Here is a 17116-nt window from a genome sequence, read left to right on the forward strand (position 1 = left end):
AAAGTTGATTTGAGTCGCCTTTTGAATGTAATGGCTTTGATAAGTTGCGTCGATAAATTGAACATTAGCAAGGTTTATCGACATGTTAGAGCTCCTCATTGGATTAGTCGCCACAGTAATCGTCGGCTACTTCATTATAAAAGGCTATCGCGCAGCAGGTATACTGCTGACAGCGGGCCTCGCACTTCTTATTATTACTGGCTTATTAGGCCATACCGTACTGCCTGCTAAGGTAGCATCAACCGGCAATACATTTACCGATGCTCTTGAGTTTGTGAAGTATATGCTTCAGTACCGTGGCGGTGGCCTTGGTCTACAGATCATGTTGCTGTGCGGTTTTGCTTCTTATATGACGCACATTGGCGCAAACAATGTTGTGGTAAAGCAGTTTTCAAAACCTCTTTCGGTAATTAAATCACCATACATCCTATTAGTCGCGGCTTATATCGTGGCGTGTTTGATGTCTTTGGCGGTAAGCTCAGCAACAGGGCTTGGCGTACTATTAATGGCGACCTTGTTCCCAATGATGACGGCTATGGGTATTTCTCGACCGGCTGCCGTTGCGGTGTGTGCATCACCTGCTGCGATCATTTTGTCACCAACTTCGGGTGATGTTGTGATTGCTGCTGAAAAATCAGGTATGGCGCTCGATATCTTTGCGTTCCAAACGGTATTGCCAGTTTCAATCAGTGCCATAGCAGTTATGGCTGTTGCCGCTTACTTCTGGAACAATTATCTAGATAAAAAGCAAAACACGCCAATGGAGAAGCTAGACCTCTCCGAGATGGAAGTGAATGCACCTGCGTTTTATGCTATTTTGCCATTCCTACCAATTCTAGGTGTGTTCTTATTTAATGGCCGCACTATTCCAGGCTTATCGCTCGATATTTATACCATCGTTGTACTGTCTATTTTCATTGGCGCAGTAGTGGATTACGTAGTGAAGCGTTTTGATGGCAAGCAAACTCTTGAAGACCTTGAATCTTGCTATGCAGGTATGGCCGATGCGTTTAAAGGCGTGGTAATGTTGCTGGTGGCCGCTGGCGTATTTGCTCAAGGCCTAATGTCTATTGGTGCTATTGATAACCTGATTCACCTAGCAGACAATGCCGGTGCAGGCGCGATTGCGCTAATGCTATTGCTTACTGGACTTACGGTTGCCGCTGCCATCGCTACAGGCTCTGGAAATGCACCATTCTATGCGTTTGTAGAACTGGCTCCTGCGTTAGCAGGAAAAATGGGTATTAACCCTGCGTTCCTTATTATTCCAATGCTGCAGGCTTCTAACTTAGGTCGTACAATCTCTCCCGTTTCTGGTGTTATTGTTGCAACTTCAGGTATGGGTAACATCAGCCCATTTGAGGTGGTCAAACGTACCTTTGTTCCCGTTATGTGTGGTCTTGCGACCGTTATCATTGGTACCATTTTCCTTGTACCTATGGCGGCTTAATCTGACAGCGCAATCAATTCAAATATGCTCTCTAAACCTCAATTAGAGAGCTCTCTCGAGGTGTATCATGGCAGTTTCTTTTGACGTAAATACCTATATTGAGCAACTTTCAAAACTGGTTAATATAGATTGTGGCAGTGCGAACGCGCAGGGCATTGCTAATGTAGCGGATGTGCTGATTCCTATGTTTGAACAAATAGGGTTTAACGTTACACGACATACAGTTCATAGCGATGCAGGTCCTTGTCTGGAAATCACCAATAAACCTAATGCAGCGCATTACGATGTCATGCTTTGCGGGCATATGGATACGGTTTTTCCAGATGGCACGGTGGCTGCACGTCCTCTTACTTTCGATAGTGAGAAGATCTATGGTCCTGGTGTGACGGACATGAAGTCAGGGATCTTAAGCGCATGGTATGCTTTGCAGATGCTGTCTACTGAGCAAAGAGATAAGCTTGCTATCGTTGTCGCTTTAAACTCCGATGAAGAGATTGGCTCTAGATACTCTCGAGAGTGGGTCGAGTCTTTAGCTCGCAAGAGTAACAAAGTGCTAGTGTGCGAAGCCTCGCGTGCTAATGGCAATCTGATCCGCTCTCGCAAAGGTAATGCAAAGTACGAAATAACCTTTCATGGCGTAGCCTCTCATGCAGGTTCGGCGCTGCAAGATGGTGTATCAGCTATTTACGAGCTGAGTCACTGGGCCCTAGCAATTAAGGATATGGTGAACCTAGAGACGGGTACCACGATGAACGTGGGTACGGTTGAAGGGGGAGTGGCTGTCAATGTGGTTCCTGATTACGCTAAAGCGATTGTTGATTTGCGGTTCTGGAACAATGAAGAGGCAGAAGCTATCCATCAGAAGCTAGAGCAAATGGCGAAAACACCGTTTGAGCCCGGAGCAACAGTCGAGGTCAAGCGACTAGCATTTAAGCCAGCTATGATCCCAACCCAAGCGACGGAACAAATGATTGAACTGGTCAGCAGTGAAGCTGATAAATTGAATCTTGTTTATGGCTGGGAAAATGCTGGTGGCGGTTCAGACGGTAACTTCACTGCTAATGTAGGTACGCCAACGTTAGATGGCTTTGGGCCATCAGGTGCAGGTCTTCACTCGGATAAAGAGTACCTTCTGATTGATTCTATCAAGCCAAGGCTCGATCTATTGGTGAATGTACTTAATCGTTTATAATCGCTAGTTAGTTGTTTGTAAAAAGCCCCTAAAGCTTATGCAGTAGGGGCTTTTTGTTATTTCTGCTGCGTAAACGTCGGGTAATCAGTGAGCCCTTTTTCATCGCCGCCAAACAAGGTATTTGGATCGTGCTGTGCCAAAGGTGCACCAATTCTAATTCTTTCTGGTAGGTCAGGGTTCGCTACAAATGGTCGGCCAAAACCTATCATATCGGCCAATCCTTCTTCGACAGCTTTTGAGCCTGTATCCGCTTTATATCGTCCTGCGTAGATCAAGGTATTCTTGAACGCTTTACGAAGTGCAAGTTTAAATGCCTTAGGAGTATCAGGAGCATCATCCCAGTCCACTTCAGCAATGTGTAGATAGGCAATGTTGTGCGAGTTCAATAGCTTAGCAGCTTCAGTGTAGGTGTGCTCTGGATTTGCATCCACTGTACCATTTAGGGTAGTGAGTGGGGCTAGACGCACGCCTACGCGGTCTGCACCAATGGCATCAACCAAGGTTGTCACGACTTCATTTAAAAAGCGTAAGCGGTTCTCTAGATTGCCGCCGTATTCGTCAGTACGGCTATTAGACTCAGAGTCGATAAATTGATTGATTAGGTAACCATTGGCCGCGTGAAGCTCTATGCCATCAAATCCTGCTTCGAGAGCATTTAACGCCGCCTGGTGAAACTCTGCGATCACATCTTTGATGTCAGAAGTGGTCATTTCTCTTGGTTTTACTACATCAACAAAGCCGGGCTCATCCGAACCATTGTCGATGAATACCTTGACGTTTTCCGCCTTGATTGCAGAAGAAGAGATAGGTTGGTGACCTTCAATGTTATCTGGGTGGGTCACACGCCCTACATGCCACAGCTGAGCGAATATTTTGCCACCATTGCTGTGGACTGCCTCGGTCACCTTTTTCCAGCCAGCGATCTGTTGTTTGCTATAGATGCCAGGAGTCCAGGCATAGCCTTTGCCCATTGGTGAGATTTGAGTGCCTTCAGAGATGATCAGTCCTGCTTGAGAGCGCTGAGCGTAGTAGGTTGCCATCATTTCATTTGCAACATCGCCAGGTTGAGAGGCTCTAGAGCGAGTCATTGGCGGCATTACGATACGATTCTTAAGAGTGATGTTACCGAGTTTGATAGGTTCAAATAGTGCTGAAGTCATGAGTCAATGCCTTAATGGGTTTGGAAACTGAGGCTAGACTATCAGTGAGGACTTTTGTCTTAAACCGCAAAATGAGCAAAATACTTTTACCCATTTCGCAATAATCAACTTGGAGTGGGCTAGGCTAGGTAGCTTTCAATGCCATTCAAGAACATCTGAACTGCGATCATCAGCAGTAGCATCCCCATGAGTCGCTCAACAGCTTTCAGGCCCTTCTCGCCAACGATGCGCTGGAATAGCTCTGAGAACATTAAGATCACGGCAGATGCGGACCAAGCACCAACAAGAGCTAATGACCAATCCATCATGCGGTGTGGATCTTGGTGAGCAAGCAAGATTAAGGTAGCGATAATAGATGGACCTGCCATCATCGGAATCGCTAGTGGCACTATCAGAGGTTCTTCACCCGCCCCTAGGCTAGCACCCAGGCCGCCTTCAGGTGGAAAGATCATTTTTAGACTGATCAAAAATAGAATGATAGCCCCAGAAATAGAGACGGCTTCTTTATCCAAACCAAGGAACGTAAGGATCTGCTCGCCTGCGAATAGGAATAGAAACATCACCACGAGCGCTATCACTAATTCACGAATCAATACTAGGCGGCGGCGTTTCTTATCAATGTGTTTTAGTAGTGACGTAAAGATGGGCAGGTTGCCCATAGGGTCCATGATAAGAAAGAGCATCACAGCGGCTGATATAGTATCCATTCAATGTCCTGATAGCTTTGGCTGATTAATTAAAAGCCGAGATTATGAAACAACATGTGTCTATCTGTACAGAAGAATAGCCCTTGTTTTGTCAGATAGTTAGCTTGAATAGGAGGCTAGTTTCAGAAAAAAGCTCAGAAAATTGCCGTCTTTTTCTAAATCACCGCATCGTAATAGACGTTAGATAATTATTGAGACAGTAAACATTGCTTGCCCTAAAGGGAGGAAACAAAGGCTAACAGCTGATAAAGAAAAAAAGATAGAGCCTATTAAAGTAGGGAAGGCAACAGGCCTTCAATTCGAACTGAAATCTCTTGGATGATGACTAAGAGCCGATCGCGTTCAAAATGTTAGGCTCTAATTGAGCATAAAAACATCACCCGAATGGCTTGGGATTGTTGCAATAGAACAGCTATGGTAAACATATTGTTACGTCCCCTTAGTTCAGCTGGATAGAACAAGGGCCTCCTAAGCCTTAGACACAGGTTCGAATCCTGTAGGGGACGCTAAATTAGCTCTACGGTTGTGTTTCTACTAGCAACTACTGGGAGCATCATACCTTCTTGGTACCACCTAAATACTGCTTTTAATCCCTCTTGCTCCTCTCCCTAAATAAAAAGTTATTTCAACAGTTACATTTCATGCAAACGGTGGCGCAACCGATTGCATGGCAATCTTCGCTGTTAAATGTCATTAAGGTGATGGCATTTGGTTCTAAAATAGAGCTTTAACTCTATAAATGAGTGTCATTTGGTTAATAACTGGAAACATATTCTGTATTTGCAGACATAGCATAGTCACAAAATAAGCTTATTATCCTCGTCGATTTTTATATCGTAAATAAACGAGGATTCAATGTCTTTTACTAAGAATGTTGCAGTATGCAGTGCGTTATCACTAGTAATGGTAGGCTGTAATAGTGCAAGTGACTCAGATGATAGTAAGGTTTCAATAGACCTTCGCTTGATGGAAACCACAGATTTACACGGTAATATGATGCCGTTTGATTACTTTGCTAATAAGTACGAGCCAAGTTTTGGTTTCGCACGTACTGCATTGGTTATCGATGAAGCACGCGGTGAAGTAAGCAACAGCATGTTGTTTGACAATGGTGACCTTATCCAAGGTAGCCCAATGGCGGATTACATTGCGAATCAGTTTGCGCAAGACAGTGACTACCTGAACCAGAATCCTCATCCAGTATACAAAGCTATGAACTTGATGGATTACGATGCAGCAAACATCGGTAACCATGAGTTTAATTATGGCTTAGACTTCTTGGAAGCTGCGACAGAACACGCCGAATTCCCTTATGTTGTATCTAATGTATTTGAATATGACGAAAACCTTTTAACGGCAGATAGTTTTCAAGCTAACTCGTGCGAGTTGAGAGTAGAATCAGAGTTCCTTGGTTCAGCAGAGCCAGCATTCGAACCATACGTGATGCTAGACAGAGAATTCATTGCTCGGAATGGTGAAAGCTATACGCTTAAAGTTGGGGTTATTGGTTTTACACCACCTAATATCATGAGCTGGGATAAGAGCCACCTAGAGTGTGAAGTAGTCGTTTCTGATATTAAAGCGACTGCTGCTCACTATGTCCCTATGATGAAAGAGGAAGGCGCTGACATTATTGTGGCAATTCCTCACTCTGGTCTAACTGGTGCTGATCTAGATGTTCCATTTGCTGATAACGCAACGTGGCAACTAGCTAAGATTGATGGCATTGATGCAATCATGTTTGGCCACGATCATAATAACTTCCCAACTACCGCAGGTAGCTATGATGGTATGGAAGGTGTGGATGCACCTGCTGGTAAGATCTTCGGCAAACCTGCTGTAATGCCTGGATTCTGGGGTAATCATGTAGGTGTTATTGACCTTGTAGTTGAGACCCGTGATGAAGGTGAAACTTGGTCTGTGAACTACGGAGCGAGTACTGCAGAGTTACGTACTCTACCAGAAAATGAAAGCGCTGTTGCCGCTCAAGTTGTCGCTGTAGTAGCAAGCGATCACCAAGAAACCATAGATTATATGGCTGAGCCTATTCTAGGTATCTCGCAAAAGATCAACAGCTTCTTCTCTGCAATTGAACCAGACTTGTCAGTGCAAATTGTTAATGAAGCTCAGTTCCACTGGGGTCAACAGCTTATTGAAGACGGCGAACTAGAAATCAAAGAGGGTGAAATTCTGCTATCGGTTTCGGCACCATTTAAAGGTGGTCGTGGTGGTAGAGATGACTACACTGACATCAACGGCGAAGAGTTAACCAATGCCAGCGTTGCTGACCTGTACGTATTCGACAACAATACTCCAGCGATTTTGAAGTTAACAGTTGCAGATGTTAAAGAGTGGCTAGAAACGATTGCTTCTCAACAGTACAAAACGGTGGCCAATGACGGTGATGCACTTCTGCACCAAATGTTCCGTAGCTACAACTTAGATGTTTTCTACGGTGGTTGGGACCAACAAGGTAACAATATTGATCTGCATTACACTATCGATGTGACTCAAGAGCCTCGTTATTTAGTGGATGATAGCGGTGAACTTATCGATGGTGAAGCACAGCTAGACCCAGCGGAGAATCGTCGTATCAGTGATATCACGTATAATGGTAAGACTTTAGATAACGACCAAGTAGTTTATGTAGTGACTAACAACTATCGTGCATCGAACAACTGGATACCTGGTGTCGACAATGCTGAATTGGTTCTTGAAGATGCAGCTTATTCTAACCGTGAGTTGGTCGATCAATATCTTAAGCATCTAGCAGAGCAGGCTGATTCCAATGAATTTGATGTTGAGCCGCCTATGCACGAGTTTGTTAACGCTAAAAACTTTAGCCTAATGGGTACTCAAGGCCTGAAAGTTAACTTCCTATCATCGCCAAGAGCAGAAGAATTTGCTGATGAAGTAGATTCAATTGAATTTACTAACGAAACTGGCAATGTTGGTGACAACGAAGGTTATAGCGTGTACACCTATACGTTCAAATAATCGTTTTCATGATTGATTAATAACTCAGGGCAGGCCAATAGGCTTGCCCTTGTTTTATTTGGTTACACTTTTGTTTCTGATGTTTCAGCTATCAAACAAAAATAGAACATCACTAATTAGTAACCTTCTGTTTTAGTTGAAATTATTCCCAAGTTACGATATTTCCCGAAGCGTTATATCGACTATTCCATATAAATCATCAGCCTCATTTATAGTTCACTCTCTGTACAGCGATGCCATACAAAAAATAAAACGGTATTCGCGTGCATAATTGGCTTAGACACAGAGAGAATTGACCATGCAGGCAACCCTTACCCCCACATTTACCTCGACCAACCCCGATACTATATCGCTACTAAGGAAAGTAGACCTCAACCTTATTGTTGTATTTGAGGCTGTGATGGCTGAAAGGAACGTGACTCGCGCAGCAAGGATCTTAAACATGTCTCAACCTGCTGTAAGTAACGCATTGTCGCGCTTACGTGCTTTGTTTGATGATGAATTGTTTGAGCGTATGGGCCGCGGGATTGTACCGACAGTTCGTGCAGAACAACTGCAAAGCTCGTTAAGCCATGCGATGCACATTATTAGAGATGAGCTTCCTAACAGTCGCTTTGAGGCTGAGTCGTCTTGTCGCAACTACCACATCGTGCTTCGTGCGCCCCAAGATCAGCGTTACTTGAGTAACCTTATAACTCAGATATCAGAGACAGCGCCGGGTATTACTTTGTCTTTGATTTCTGAAGCAAACCAGACAAGTACCCCCCTTAACCAAAACGTTGATTTTGTGATTGATGTAGAACCAGTAATGACCGACGGTTTTACAAATAGTTTGCTAGTGTCCGATGAACTGGTTGTGGTGTTTGCGAGCAATCATCCGCGTCTTACTCAATATACAAGTCTTTGCTTTGAGTTCTTACAAACAGAGAAAATAGCAGTCACGGCTAATATGCAGACTCGGGTTCAAAAAATAAAAGCGTTAAGCCAAAAGCCAACCTATATTTCGAGTAGCTTAGATGAGGTGATGGCTGTAGTTGCTAATACAGACTTAATTACGGTTGCCCCTCGCCGCGTAATAGAGCAAGCAGGAAGTCAGTTTGACATTCGCATGCTTCAACTGCCAGGCAGAGATGATCGATTCAATACCTATTTGAATTGGCATCAAGCCAATGAAAAGGACGGTTCTCATAATTGGATGAAAGAGCAGATTCAGAGTGTATTTGAGCGATCATTGCCTTATATTATTAAGTGACTAATTTTCACTGAAACTAATAAATACTCTATATCGCTTCAAGGAAACCTCGTTCAGAAGTGAATGAGGTTTTATTTTTATCCGACATATAAAGTTATGGGTAAGTATAAGTGAAACTAATATAAATGAATTTGTTTCTTTAGGCGCTATTGAATAGAATAAATTCAAACAGAATTATAGGCTCTCAATGTTTTCATTCATTAGACAATTCATTATAGACCAAACAGGTGCTACTGCTATTGAGTATGGAATGATAGGCATGGCAATTGCCACTGTATTAGCACTTATAATGGGAAATAATGATATCGGTTTCATGTCGACATTATCATCTCTCTATGAATTAATCATAATCTCATTCTAAATTTTCTCTCCTCCAAGTCTCTTTCTTTGTTGCTATATTTTTGTTCACATAGTGCTTACAAGAATCATAAATAAACCTAGAACGCATAAAAATAAATATCAGGATAAAGTTAAGAATTGTCAGCGCTTGGTGAATTCGTGATGATTGTCACTAAATGTTTGTAAGAAAACCCTAACAAAGAAATGTATTGTTCCTGTTTTGTTAACAGGGTGTTTCCTTGTGCGGAATTTGAGATTTAGTGTTTTTTTGAGGTTTGCAAGTATTACTTTTAGTATGGAATGGCTTTTATGGGATTTCCCTAACATGATGATTTAATAAGGAACTTGAACATGTTGAAAAATTTTCTAACTCGTTTTATTAAAGATGAGCGCGGCGTGACTGCGATTGAATATGGTTTGATCGCAGTAGCTGTTGCTGTTGCAATTGGTGCTGCTGTATTGACTATGGGTGATGAGCTCCTTACAACTTTTACTAATATAACAACTACATTAACTGCTGGTTCTAAGGGGTAGTAAGCTTAATTATTGATATATGGATTACATAAGGTTTGTTCTTAATATTATATAGTGTCGTAAGTTTAACAGTAATATATACGGATGTTAAATATAGAAAGATTTATAACATCCAGTGTATATTAATATTTTTACTTTCCTATTTTATTAGTACACCTTGGATGACTAATAAGGCCGTGTTGTTATCGATTTTAATGTTGTCTTTTATTAGTATTGTGATTTATAAATTCAGAGTTTGGGCTGGTGGTGATAGCAAGTTGCTAATCGCCATCTCCCCTCTATTTATGATTTCATTACTTCCCTACGTAATTTATTTGATTTTGCTTTGTGGTGGGATTATTTCCATTTTCTATTGGGTAAAATATAGATTGGTATTTCGCAGCAGAAAAGATAGAGGGCTTCCGTACGGACTCGCGATTATTTCAGGATCTAATATCTTTCTTTATGGAATTTTATACTCTGTTGCTATATATAATTGAGATTTTATGAATTCACGCGTTATCTTTTTTATTTCTTTTATCTGCATCTCTATAGGACTGTTTGTACTCTTTAAAAACGTGAGTGCCCGTACTGAAGATAATGAGCAACAAAAGCAAGATGCATACGTCTCTGAGTCCGTTGAGCGACAATTAGTACTTTGGAAAGCTAATCGTCATATTGAACGTGGTCAGCAAGTTACTAAAGGTGACTTTAACCGCATTGAGGTAAATGAGTCGGATGCACACAAAATAGCTGTTTTTTCCGACGTTCAACTGTTGATAGAGTCCGATACTTTAGCAAACAAAACTATTGCAAAAGATGAATGGGTATTTGCTAATTTTCTGACCAATCCTGACGACGGTGGTTATCTTGATCTCTTAGCATCCGAAGGGATGATTTTGTATCCATTACCTATTTCTACATCTAACTTAATTAACAACTACATTCGATCGGGAGATTTCGTCGATATTGTTTCTGTGAGCTCACCAGAAGTGAATTTAGCCGATCAAGATGCACGTATCTCTCAATTTCGAGGAGTTACGGCCGGTACAATAATACGTAATGTTAAAGTATTGGCGTTCGAACAAAACACTGTAGAGGACGATGGAAAGTCGGTGAGTAAGACGACCATTAGTCCACGTATGTCATCCAAAAATGATTCGAAAACCATCGTCGTTCTAGAGATCGAGCCTGAGTTTGTATCAAAGCTTTCGCTTGCACAACGTACAATGCACCTCGAAATGTATCGCTCTCATGCAAATAGTATAATTCCAATGGCAAATATGACTGATGTCATTGAAAACTATCAAGGTATACGTGAATTACGCGGAACTGAATCGGAAACTCAGATGACTAATGTTGAGGTATACTAATGCGTTCTATTTGGTCATTTATTACGTTCTTCTTTGCTTTTCTTTTCTCCTTCGCCGTATTTGCGGCTTACGATATCCCACTAAATGACGCTCGCTCAATTAGAACCAAACAACAGATAGGTACTGTCTTTATGAGTCAGCCCATGATAGCTGACTATAAGGTGATCAATGAACGCCAAATAGTTGTGTTTGGCAGTAGCATCGGTCAGACACGCTTGATGATATACGATATTGATGGTCGTCTAATTTTGTCGCGTCACGTTAATATAATCCAACCTCTGCAACATGTTCGAAATGAAATTAAACAACGATTTCCTGATCTCAATATTTCTATTCAGAGTATTGGGAGTAGAGTAGCTATCAACGGTATCGTGTATACAGAAAAGCAAAGAGACGAAATTTATGCAATAACAGCTGGCATATTAGGCTTCGAAAAAGCAGCTCGTTGGGAGTTAACCGACGACATGACAGAAGATCTTACTGCTCCGTTCAGGGTGGACCCTAAAACTCACTTTTATCGAAATTACACCTATGAAGGCATTATAGAAGGTTTAGAGCTGAGCTTTCCGTTTCAGGTCAATGTGCGAACTACTATAGCTCAAGTAGGTAGTGACTTTAATGAAACGATAGGAGTTGATTGGGGCTCTACGGGGGCAAGTCCAGGCGTATTTACGTTCCCAGATCTCACCGCAACTGATCTTTCAGCAGTCATTACTGCTTTATCCGATGAATCTTTGGCTGAGGTGCTAGCAGAGCCAAACTTGACAGTATTATCGGGCGAAGAGGCATCATTCTTAGTCGGGGGGGAGATACCAATGATCATTTCCGATACCAATGGGACTACTATTGAGTTTAAAGAATATGGTATTGGTTTAGATATTGCCGCTAAGGTTATGAATGAAAATGAAATAAGGCTTCGCGTGCAGCCTAGCGTTAGTGTTGTCGATGATATTATCAGAATTGAATCAACTGAAGTACCGCAACTGAGTTCCCGAAGAGCAACGACCACAATAGAAATTGCTGACGGTCAAACCTTTATGATAGGAGGGTTGATGAGTAGCGAAGATATAGAAAATTTGCAGAAGATCCCACTACTTGGTGATATTCCATTCTTTGGGGCATTATTTAGCAAATCTACCACTGATCGTCGCAGTACAGAAGTAGTCATTATTGCCACTGTAAACCTTGTAAAGCCTACGTCGGCTAGTACTTTGAACATTCCCCGTATGAACAGGACCAATACCCTTGAGCGCTGGATGGGAATGAGTGGCGGGTTCAATCAGAAAGATGCTCAAGATGCTGAATTTATAGATTTACTTGAAGTGGGAGGGTTTGCACAGTGACTTTTTCCACCTTTTATTACCTCTTTTTCTCTTTATTTATTTTTGTACTCTCAGGTTGTGCTGACCATGCAGTAAATCGAATGGGGAGTGAGAGCGTTGTCTATGAGGAAGTACATTCTTTTGAGATTAGTTTTAATTCAAAAGGTGAATATCTAGATATAGAAGAGTTCAACAGAATAGTTACTCAGTTTGAACTCCAAAATGCAGTATTTCAGCTGCATTATCCAAGAAAATATCAGAAACAGATTAATAGTGTGTATGAATCGTTGCTCTCTTTTAAAGTAGATCCAGCTCGAATATCTTTAGAATCCAGTGAAAAAAAAGATGTTGTAACATTAACTGTTTTGCAATGGAAAACAATTTTGAATAATTGTAGGCCGCTAACTATTACCAATGCGCATTTTCAATCTGGATGCACAGTTCAGCGAAACATTACTTCGCAAATAGTTAATCCTAATAAAATAGTTCAATAGGCTCTATTATGTTTGATTTGTCTGAAGAGTTATCTCTTGATATCGATAAGAAAAAGAAGTCAACGTCAAAATCCCCCGAACTAGGTGAGAGCGGGGGAGTTACTGTTTTTTATCAAGAATATGAATGCAAAGAAGCTATTTTAGAAGCGTATCGCTTCGAAGGGTTAGAAGAACCGAAATGTATTAAAGGCTCTCCAATAACATATAAAGGTACAGAGTTAGGTAAAGTGATCATTGCTGAATTAACTGCATCAGAAGATATCTTGAGAGATGCAGAGCAATTAAATAATCGCTTACCGAACGATAAAGCTGTTGTGATTATAGGAAAGACAGATTCAATTCACACATTGCGTTACCTCGAAAAGTTAGGATTTTATTATATTCCTTGGCCAACAGAAAAACTAGAGCTGATTAGCAACCTCAAGCTCGCGAGTGAAAATGATGGTAAACGCTTTAAAAATGGCTTATTCCGCAAGGCCAAAAGAGTCGCTGTAATTGGATCTCGGGGTGGACTGGGAACATCAGTTATTACAGCCGAAATCTGTTCGCTATTGGCAAAAAAAGGAAGTCGTACCGTTTTAGTCGATCATCAGTATATTTCTAGCGTTATCGATATCATTGTGAGTAAGAAAGACTTAGAGCAAGTGGACATTAACAGCATTACTGTTGAGCTAGCTAAGTTGGATGAAGAATCTGCGGGAAACTATTTATATGAAGTAAGTCAAAACTTCCTTTACTTGGGCCTTAAGGGGGATGCAAATTTAGAGTTACTGGAAAACTATACCCACACACTGTCAGAAAAGTTAGCTCGTCAAGCTAATTTTATAGTTAACGATTACTCAGCGTCAGTGGATTTTCAATTGGATGTTGAACACATTGTCACGCAAACGGAAATAACCATTCTTGTTATTGAACCCTCGGTATCATCGGTAAGATCAGCTCAGCGCTTGCTTGACAAAATTAACGAGGTAGCGATACCGCAAGCAGCTCGTCCAAGAATTCTGATAGTGCTAAATTTTCATCGCCCAGAAGGTAGTTTTAATTTAACTAAGGAAGAAGTAGAGAAGTTTGTAAAACACAAAATCGACGTTTCAATCCCCTTCTATAAATACGCTGCCAAACAATTGATTGATGGTAACCGAATCTATGATCTAGAGAAAGGATCTAATAGCGGGATTGCTGATCTCACAATGTTAATCAATGGGCAGTCAAAGTCGAAGAATAGTTTTTTTTCTAAGTTTATTCCAAAGGGGAGGAAGGCTAAATGAGTTTGACGAAGGAGTTGTATGAAGACTTTAGAGCCAAGATATTCGAAGTTATAGATGCTGGTGTACTTAGTGAGATGACAAGCCAAGAACTGGGCCAACAAATTGAAAAAGCCATTGGTAAGTTATCTGAAAACTATGCGATTCCGGTTCCGGCGGTGACTAGGGCTGAGTTAACAAAAAGCATGGTCGATGAACTTATTGGTTTAGGTCCTTTGCAAGAGCTTATGGAAGACCAAAGTATTTCTGACATCATGGTTAATGGTGTCGACGAAGTTTTCATTGAACGAAATGGCAAAACTCAAAAATCTGACATTTCTTTCATGAATGACAAGCAATTACTTGAGGTTGCAAAAAGAATAGCCAATAACGTTGGAAGGCGTGTAGATGAGTCTAGCCCATTGTGTGACGCTCGATTGAATGATGGTAGCCGTGTAAACGTGGTGATACCTCCTATTGCACTGGATGGAGTGGCTATTTCCATTCGTAAGTTTAAGGAACAAAAGTTAGGCCTTAGGGAATTGGTAGGCTTCGGTGCCATGTCTCCAGCTATGGCTCGAGTTTTGATGATAGCTGCTCGATGTCGTTTAAATATCATTATTTCAGGTGGTACCGGCTCGGGAAAAACAACACTACTTAATGCTTTGTCTCAGTATATAGGCAGTGATGAGCGTATTCTGACAATTGAAGATGCTGCAGAGTTGCGTATTCAACAGCCTCATGTTGTTCGTTTGGAAACGCGTCCTGCGGGCACCGAGGGTGGTGGAGCGATCACTCAAAGAGACTTGGTAATCAATGCTCTAAGAATGCGCCCTGAACGCATTATATTGGGAGAGTGTCGTGGCGCCGAAGCTTTTGAAATGCTACAAGCGATGAACACCGGACATGATGGTTCTATGTCTACATTGCACGCTAATACACCTCGTGATGCCCTGTCCCGAATTGAATCAATGGTCATGATGGCGAATCTATCTTTACCTCTGCCAGCTATCCGCAGAACAATAGTGTCCGCTGTAAATCTTATAATTCAGGTAAATCGATTGAGAGATGGTAGTCGAAAGGTCACTAGTATTAGTGAAATATATGGACTGGAAGGTGAGGCGGCGGTCATGGAAGAACTATTTAAGTTTGTTCCTGACGCAGAGCAGGGTAAAGATAAACTTACTGGTGCGTTTGTTTCAAGCGGTCTTTCTAATCGTTCAATGATTACTGAACAAGCAGCGGCCTACGGTTTATCAAGAGAACTGGATGCTGCTTATGAAATGGCGGAATCAGCTTAATGGGATTGGCTTACATTATATTAGCACTGGGTTTAAGTCTTGCATTGTACTCTTTTACTAAAAGGAAGCCTGATCCTCGTGCTGTCTTTCTTCAAAGTGTAGACACAAAGAAGACAAAAGATAAAACTGCTGTTGACATTAATGGGTTAGTGCAGTCATCGGTAGTTACAAATATAAAAAATTTTTCCAGTGTAATAAAAGCATCTTTGGGCAATAAACCAGTCTTAAAAGTAATTTTTTTTCTTATAACTGTAAATTTTATTTCTGTAGCCATCAACACAAAGTGGTTTGAACTTTCAAATATTTACTTTTGTTTATTCGTTTCTACTTTATCTACTTTCATTGCATTGAAAACTCTAATTGATAAGCGAAGAAAAGCTTTTAACAATGATTTCCCTGATGCACTTAATATTCTGATGAGTGCGGTTACAGCTGGTGAAAGTATTAATGGAGGTTTTACTTATGTTGGTAAAGTATCTGATACTGATATTGGCCGAGAGTTCAAAGATATTTCAGATCGTATGAAATTAGGGGAGTCTATTGAAAGTATATTTTCTCGATCAAGTCGTAGATTTCCTTACCCTCCTTTTTTATTTTTCGTCATAACAATTAGAGCTAATATTGAGCGAGGAGGTCAACTTAAATCAGTTCTTGGCAAACTAATTAGGGTGTTAGTAGAGTCTCGAAATCTAGAAAAAAAGAAAATGGCTATGACTTCGGAAGCCCGTATCTCAGCAAAAATTGTAGGTGCTATCCCGTTTATATTTTTGTTTTTCTTAAACTTGGTCAACCCTAAAGATCTAGAATTCGTGTTGTATAACCCAGATGGTAGGTGGATTCTTTACTATTTGCTAATCAGTGAATTTATAGGCCTTGGGATTGTGTGGTGGTTGGTAAGGAGTATTCGATGATTTTGATTTTTATCTCGGTATCTATTATCGCTGTTCTTATGTCAATGCTAGTAACCAAGGTTCTAGAAAATAAAACACGAAAAATAAAAATCAATGGGTATATTGGTAATAGAAGAAATTTGAATTTTGGTTTTGTACATGAAACTCTAGGGGGCTTTGGTAAAAGCACCCAAAAAGATATCAGAAACAAATTTGAAGATGCAGGAATATATAACAATGAGATGCTTAGGTATTATACACCGGTAAAGATATGTTCATTCATCGTGTTGAGTTTGATGGTTTTGCTATATGTCGAAGTGTCTATGCAGATGCTTCTTATTTTTATGGCCATCATCGTCATCATCATTGTATTACCAGACAGTTATTTAGCACTAAGAAAAAATAGATTGATTGAGAAAAATAGCCGCCAACTACCTTATATGATAGACATGATGGCTGTGTGTGTTCAAACAGGTATGACATTAGAAGCAGCATTTAAGTATTTAGGTGATGAGTTGACGTCATTTGATAAAGATCTATGCTATCAGATTCGAAAAACTTCGGATGCGGCTGAAGTTAAGGGGATGGAATCAGCTTTAAAAGATTTCAGTAAACGCGTTCCTACACCACAAGTACGAAGCTTTGCTTTAACCCTCACCCAAAATATTCAATACGGTACTTCAATAGCTCCTGTTTTATCTGATCTAGCTGAGGATTTCAGGAACGAGCAGATCTTGGTAATGGAAGAGAAAATTGGGAAGTTATCGGCAAAAATGAGTGGTCCTTTGATTATATTTATAATGTTCCCAATCTTAATACTAATTTTAGCTCCGGGCATAACACGATTAATGACGGGTAATTGACATGCGGATAATAAGTATA

16 protein-coding genes and 1 tRNA gene are annotated in these 17116 nt (G+C 40.9%); 15 read left to right on the plus strand and 2 right to left on the minus strand.

Annotated elements, in window-relative coordinates:
• The first annotated feature begins 82 nt into the window (after nucleotides 1–82).
• Complete coding sequence (dcuC, locus tag OCU46_RS04530) at nucleotides 83–1450, plus strand: anaerobic C4-dicarboxylate transporter DcuC (RefSeq protein WP_141271062.1); 1368 nt, start codon at nucleotides 83–85, stop codon at nucleotides 1448–1450.
• A 67-nt stretch (nucleotides 1451–1517) separates the two neighbouring features.
• Nucleotides 1518–2642 (plus strand): M20 family metallopeptidase, encoded by a 1125-nt coding sequence (locus OCU46_RS04535; protein WP_141271063.1) that lies wholly within the window; start codon nucleotides 1518–1520, stop codon nucleotides 2640–2642.
• A 56-nt stretch (nucleotides 2643–2698) separates the two neighbouring features.
• On the opposite strand, the gene OCU46_RS04540 is transcribed toward OCU46_RS04535, so the two are convergent.
• Nucleotides 2699–3802 (minus strand): alkene reductase, encoded by a 1104-nt coding sequence (locus tag OCU46_RS04540; protein ID WP_141271064.1) that lies wholly within the window; start codon nucleotides 3800–3802, stop codon nucleotides 2699–2701.
• Between the two features lie 119 nt (nucleotides 3803–3921).
• Nucleotides 3922–4509, minus strand: a complete 588-nt coding sequence (locus OCU46_RS04545; RefSeq protein ID WP_141271065.1) for a YhgN family NAAT transporter — start codon at nucleotides 4507–4509, stop codon at nucleotides 3922–3924.
• A gap of 433 nt (nucleotides 4510–4942) precedes the next feature.
• Between OCU46_RS04545 and OCU46_RS04550 the strand changes: the two genes are divergently transcribed.
• From OCU46_RS04550 to OCU46_RS04605, 13 genes are all read left to right on the plus strand, one after another.
• Nucleotides 4943–5015, plus strand: a tRNA-Arg gene (locus OCU46_RS04550).
• Between the two features lie 349 nt (nucleotides 5016–5364).
• On the plus strand, nucleotides 5365–7506 hold the full coding sequence (locus tag OCU46_RS04555; RefSeq protein WP_244311386.1) for a bifunctional 2',3'-cyclic-nucleotide 2'-phosphodiesterase/3'-nucleotidase: 2142 nt from the start codon (nucleotides 5365–5367) through the stop codon (nucleotides 7504–7506).
• A gap of 298 nt (nucleotides 7507–7804) precedes the next feature.
• Nucleotides 7805–8758, plus strand: coding sequence for a transcriptional regulator LeuO (gene leuO / locus OCU46_RS04560; protein WP_141271066.1), 954 nt, complete (start codon nucleotides 7805–7807; stop codon nucleotides 8756–8758).
• 187 nt (nucleotides 8759–8945) lie between these two features.
• The gene (locus tag OCU46_RS04565) at nucleotides 8946–9119 is read left to right on the plus strand and encodes a Flp family type IVb pilin (RefSeq protein ID WP_141271067.1); all 174 of its coding nucleotides are present in this window, start codon (nucleotides 8946–8948) and stop codon (nucleotides 9117–9119) included.
• 329 nt (nucleotides 9120–9448) lie between these two features.
• On the plus strand, nucleotides 9449–9631 hold the full coding sequence (locus tag OCU46_RS04570; RefSeq protein WP_141271068.1) for a Flp family type IVb pilin: 183 nt from the start codon (nucleotides 9449–9451) through the stop codon (nucleotides 9629–9631).
• Between the two features lie 35 nt (nucleotides 9632–9666).
• The gene (locus tag OCU46_RS20235; RefSeq protein ID WP_141271069.1) at nucleotides 9667–10110 is read left to right on the plus strand and encodes a prepilin peptidase; all 444 of its coding nucleotides are present in this window, start codon (nucleotides 9667–9669) and stop codon (nucleotides 10108–10110) included.
• Nucleotides 10111–10116: 6 nt separating this feature from the next.
• Nucleotides 10117–10983 carry a Flp pilus assembly protein CpaB gene (cpaB, locus tag OCU46_RS04575; RefSeq protein WP_141271070.1) on the plus strand — a complete coding sequence of 289 codons (867 nt, stop codon included), beginning with the start codon at nucleotides 10117–10119 and terminating at the stop codon, nucleotides 10981–10983.
• A complete protein-coding gene (locus OCU46_RS04580; protein ID WP_141271071.1) occupies nucleotides 10983–12326 on the plus strand; it encodes a type II and III secretion system protein family protein in 1344 nt (447 codons plus the stop codon). Before cpaB ends, OCU46_RS04580 begins: the two co-directional genes overlap by 1 nt.
• Nucleotides 12323–12799: a hypothetical protein gene (locus OCU46_RS04585; RefSeq protein WP_141271072.1), complete on the plus strand. Its 477-nt coding sequence runs from the start codon at nucleotides 12323–12325 to the stop codon at nucleotides 12797–12799. Before OCU46_RS04580 ends, OCU46_RS04585 begins: the two co-directional genes overlap by 4 nt.
• Nucleotides 12800–12807: 8 nt before the next feature.
• The gene (locus OCU46_RS04590) at nucleotides 12808–14067 is read left to right on the plus strand and encodes a CpaE/TadZ family protein (protein ID WP_141271073.1); all 1260 of its coding nucleotides are present in this window, start codon (nucleotides 12808–12810) and stop codon (nucleotides 14065–14067) included.
• The gene (locus tag OCU46_RS04595) at nucleotides 14064–15344 is read left to right on the plus strand and encodes a TadA family conjugal transfer-associated ATPase (RefSeq protein WP_141271074.1); all 1281 of its coding nucleotides are present in this window, start codon (nucleotides 14064–14066) and stop codon (nucleotides 15342–15344) included. Before OCU46_RS04590 ends, OCU46_RS04595 begins: the two co-directional genes overlap by 4 nt.
• Nucleotides 15344–16255, plus strand: coding sequence for a type II secretion system F family protein (locus OCU46_RS04600; RefSeq protein ID WP_141271075.1), 912 nt, complete (start codon nucleotides 15344–15346; stop codon nucleotides 16253–16255). Before OCU46_RS04595 ends, OCU46_RS04600 begins: the two co-directional genes overlap by 1 nt.
• A complete protein-coding gene (locus OCU46_RS04605; protein WP_244311387.1) occupies nucleotides 16252–17097 on the plus strand; it encodes a type II secretion system F family protein in 846 nt (281 codons plus the stop codon). The genes OCU46_RS04600 and OCU46_RS04605 overlap by 4 nt, the downstream gene beginning before the upstream one ends.
• Nucleotides 17098–17116 lie beyond the last annotated feature (19 nt).

Source organism: Vibrio comitans, from assembly GCA_024346835.1.
GTDB lineage: Bacteria > Pseudomonadota > Gammaproteobacteria > Enterobacterales > Vibrionaceae > Vibrio > Vibrio comitans.

Excerpts from the sequence above, each read along its gene's own strand:
- OCU46_RS04570 (WP_141271068.1), top strand. The coding sequence starts at position 9,449 with ATGTTGAAAAATTTTCTAACTCGTTTTATTAAAGATGAGCGCGGCGTG.
- OCU46_RS04595 (WP_141271074.1), top strand. The coding sequence starts at position 14,064 with ATGAGTTTGACGAAGGAGTTGTATGAAGACTTTAGAGCCAAGATATTC.
- OCU46_RS04580 (WP_141271071.1), top strand. The coding sequence starts at position 10,983 with ATGCGTTCTATTTGGTCATTTATTACGTTCTTCTTTGCTTTTCTTTTC.
- dcuC (WP_141271062.1), top strand. The coding sequence starts at position 83 with ATGTTAGAGCTCCTCATTGGATTAGTCGCCACAGTAATCGTCGGCTAC.
- OCU46_RS04600 (WP_141271075.1), top strand. The coding sequence starts at position 15,344 with ATGGGATTGGCTTACATTATATTAGCACTGGGTTTAAGTCTTGCATTG.
- cpaB (WP_141271070.1), top strand. The coding sequence starts at position 10,117 with ATGAATTCACGCGTTATCTTTTTTATTTCTTTTATCTGCATCTCTATA.
- leuO (WP_141271066.1), top strand. The coding sequence starts at position 7,805 with ATGCAGGCAACCCTTACCCCCACATTTACCTCGACCAACCCCGATACT.
- OCU46_RS04605 (WP_244311387.1), top strand. The coding sequence starts at position 16,252 with ATGATTTTGATTTTTATCTCGGTATCTATTATCGCTGTTCTTATGTCA.
- OCU46_RS04565 (WP_141271067.1), top strand. The coding sequence starts at position 8,946 with ATGTTTTCATTCATTAGACAATTCATTATAGACCAAACAGGTGCTACT.
- OCU46_RS04545 (WP_141271065.1), bottom strand. The coding sequence starts at position 4,509 with ATGGATACTATATCAGCCGCTGTGATGCTCTTTCTTATCATGGACCCT.
- OCU46_RS04555 (WP_244311386.1), top strand. The coding sequence starts at position 5,365 with ATGTCTTTTACTAAGAATGTTGCAGTATGCAGTGCGTTATCACTAGTA.
- OCU46_RS04535 (WP_141271063.1), top strand. The coding sequence starts at position 1,518 with ATGGCAGTTTCTTTTGACGTAAATACCTATATTGAGCAACTTTCAAAA.
- OCU46_RS04540 (WP_141271064.1), bottom strand. The coding sequence starts at position 3,802 with ATGACTTCAGCACTATTTGAACCTATCAAACTCGGTAACATCACTCTT.
- OCU46_RS04590 (WP_141271073.1), top strand. The coding sequence starts at position 12,808 with ATGTTTGATTTGTCTGAAGAGTTATCTCTTGATATCGATAAGAAAAAG.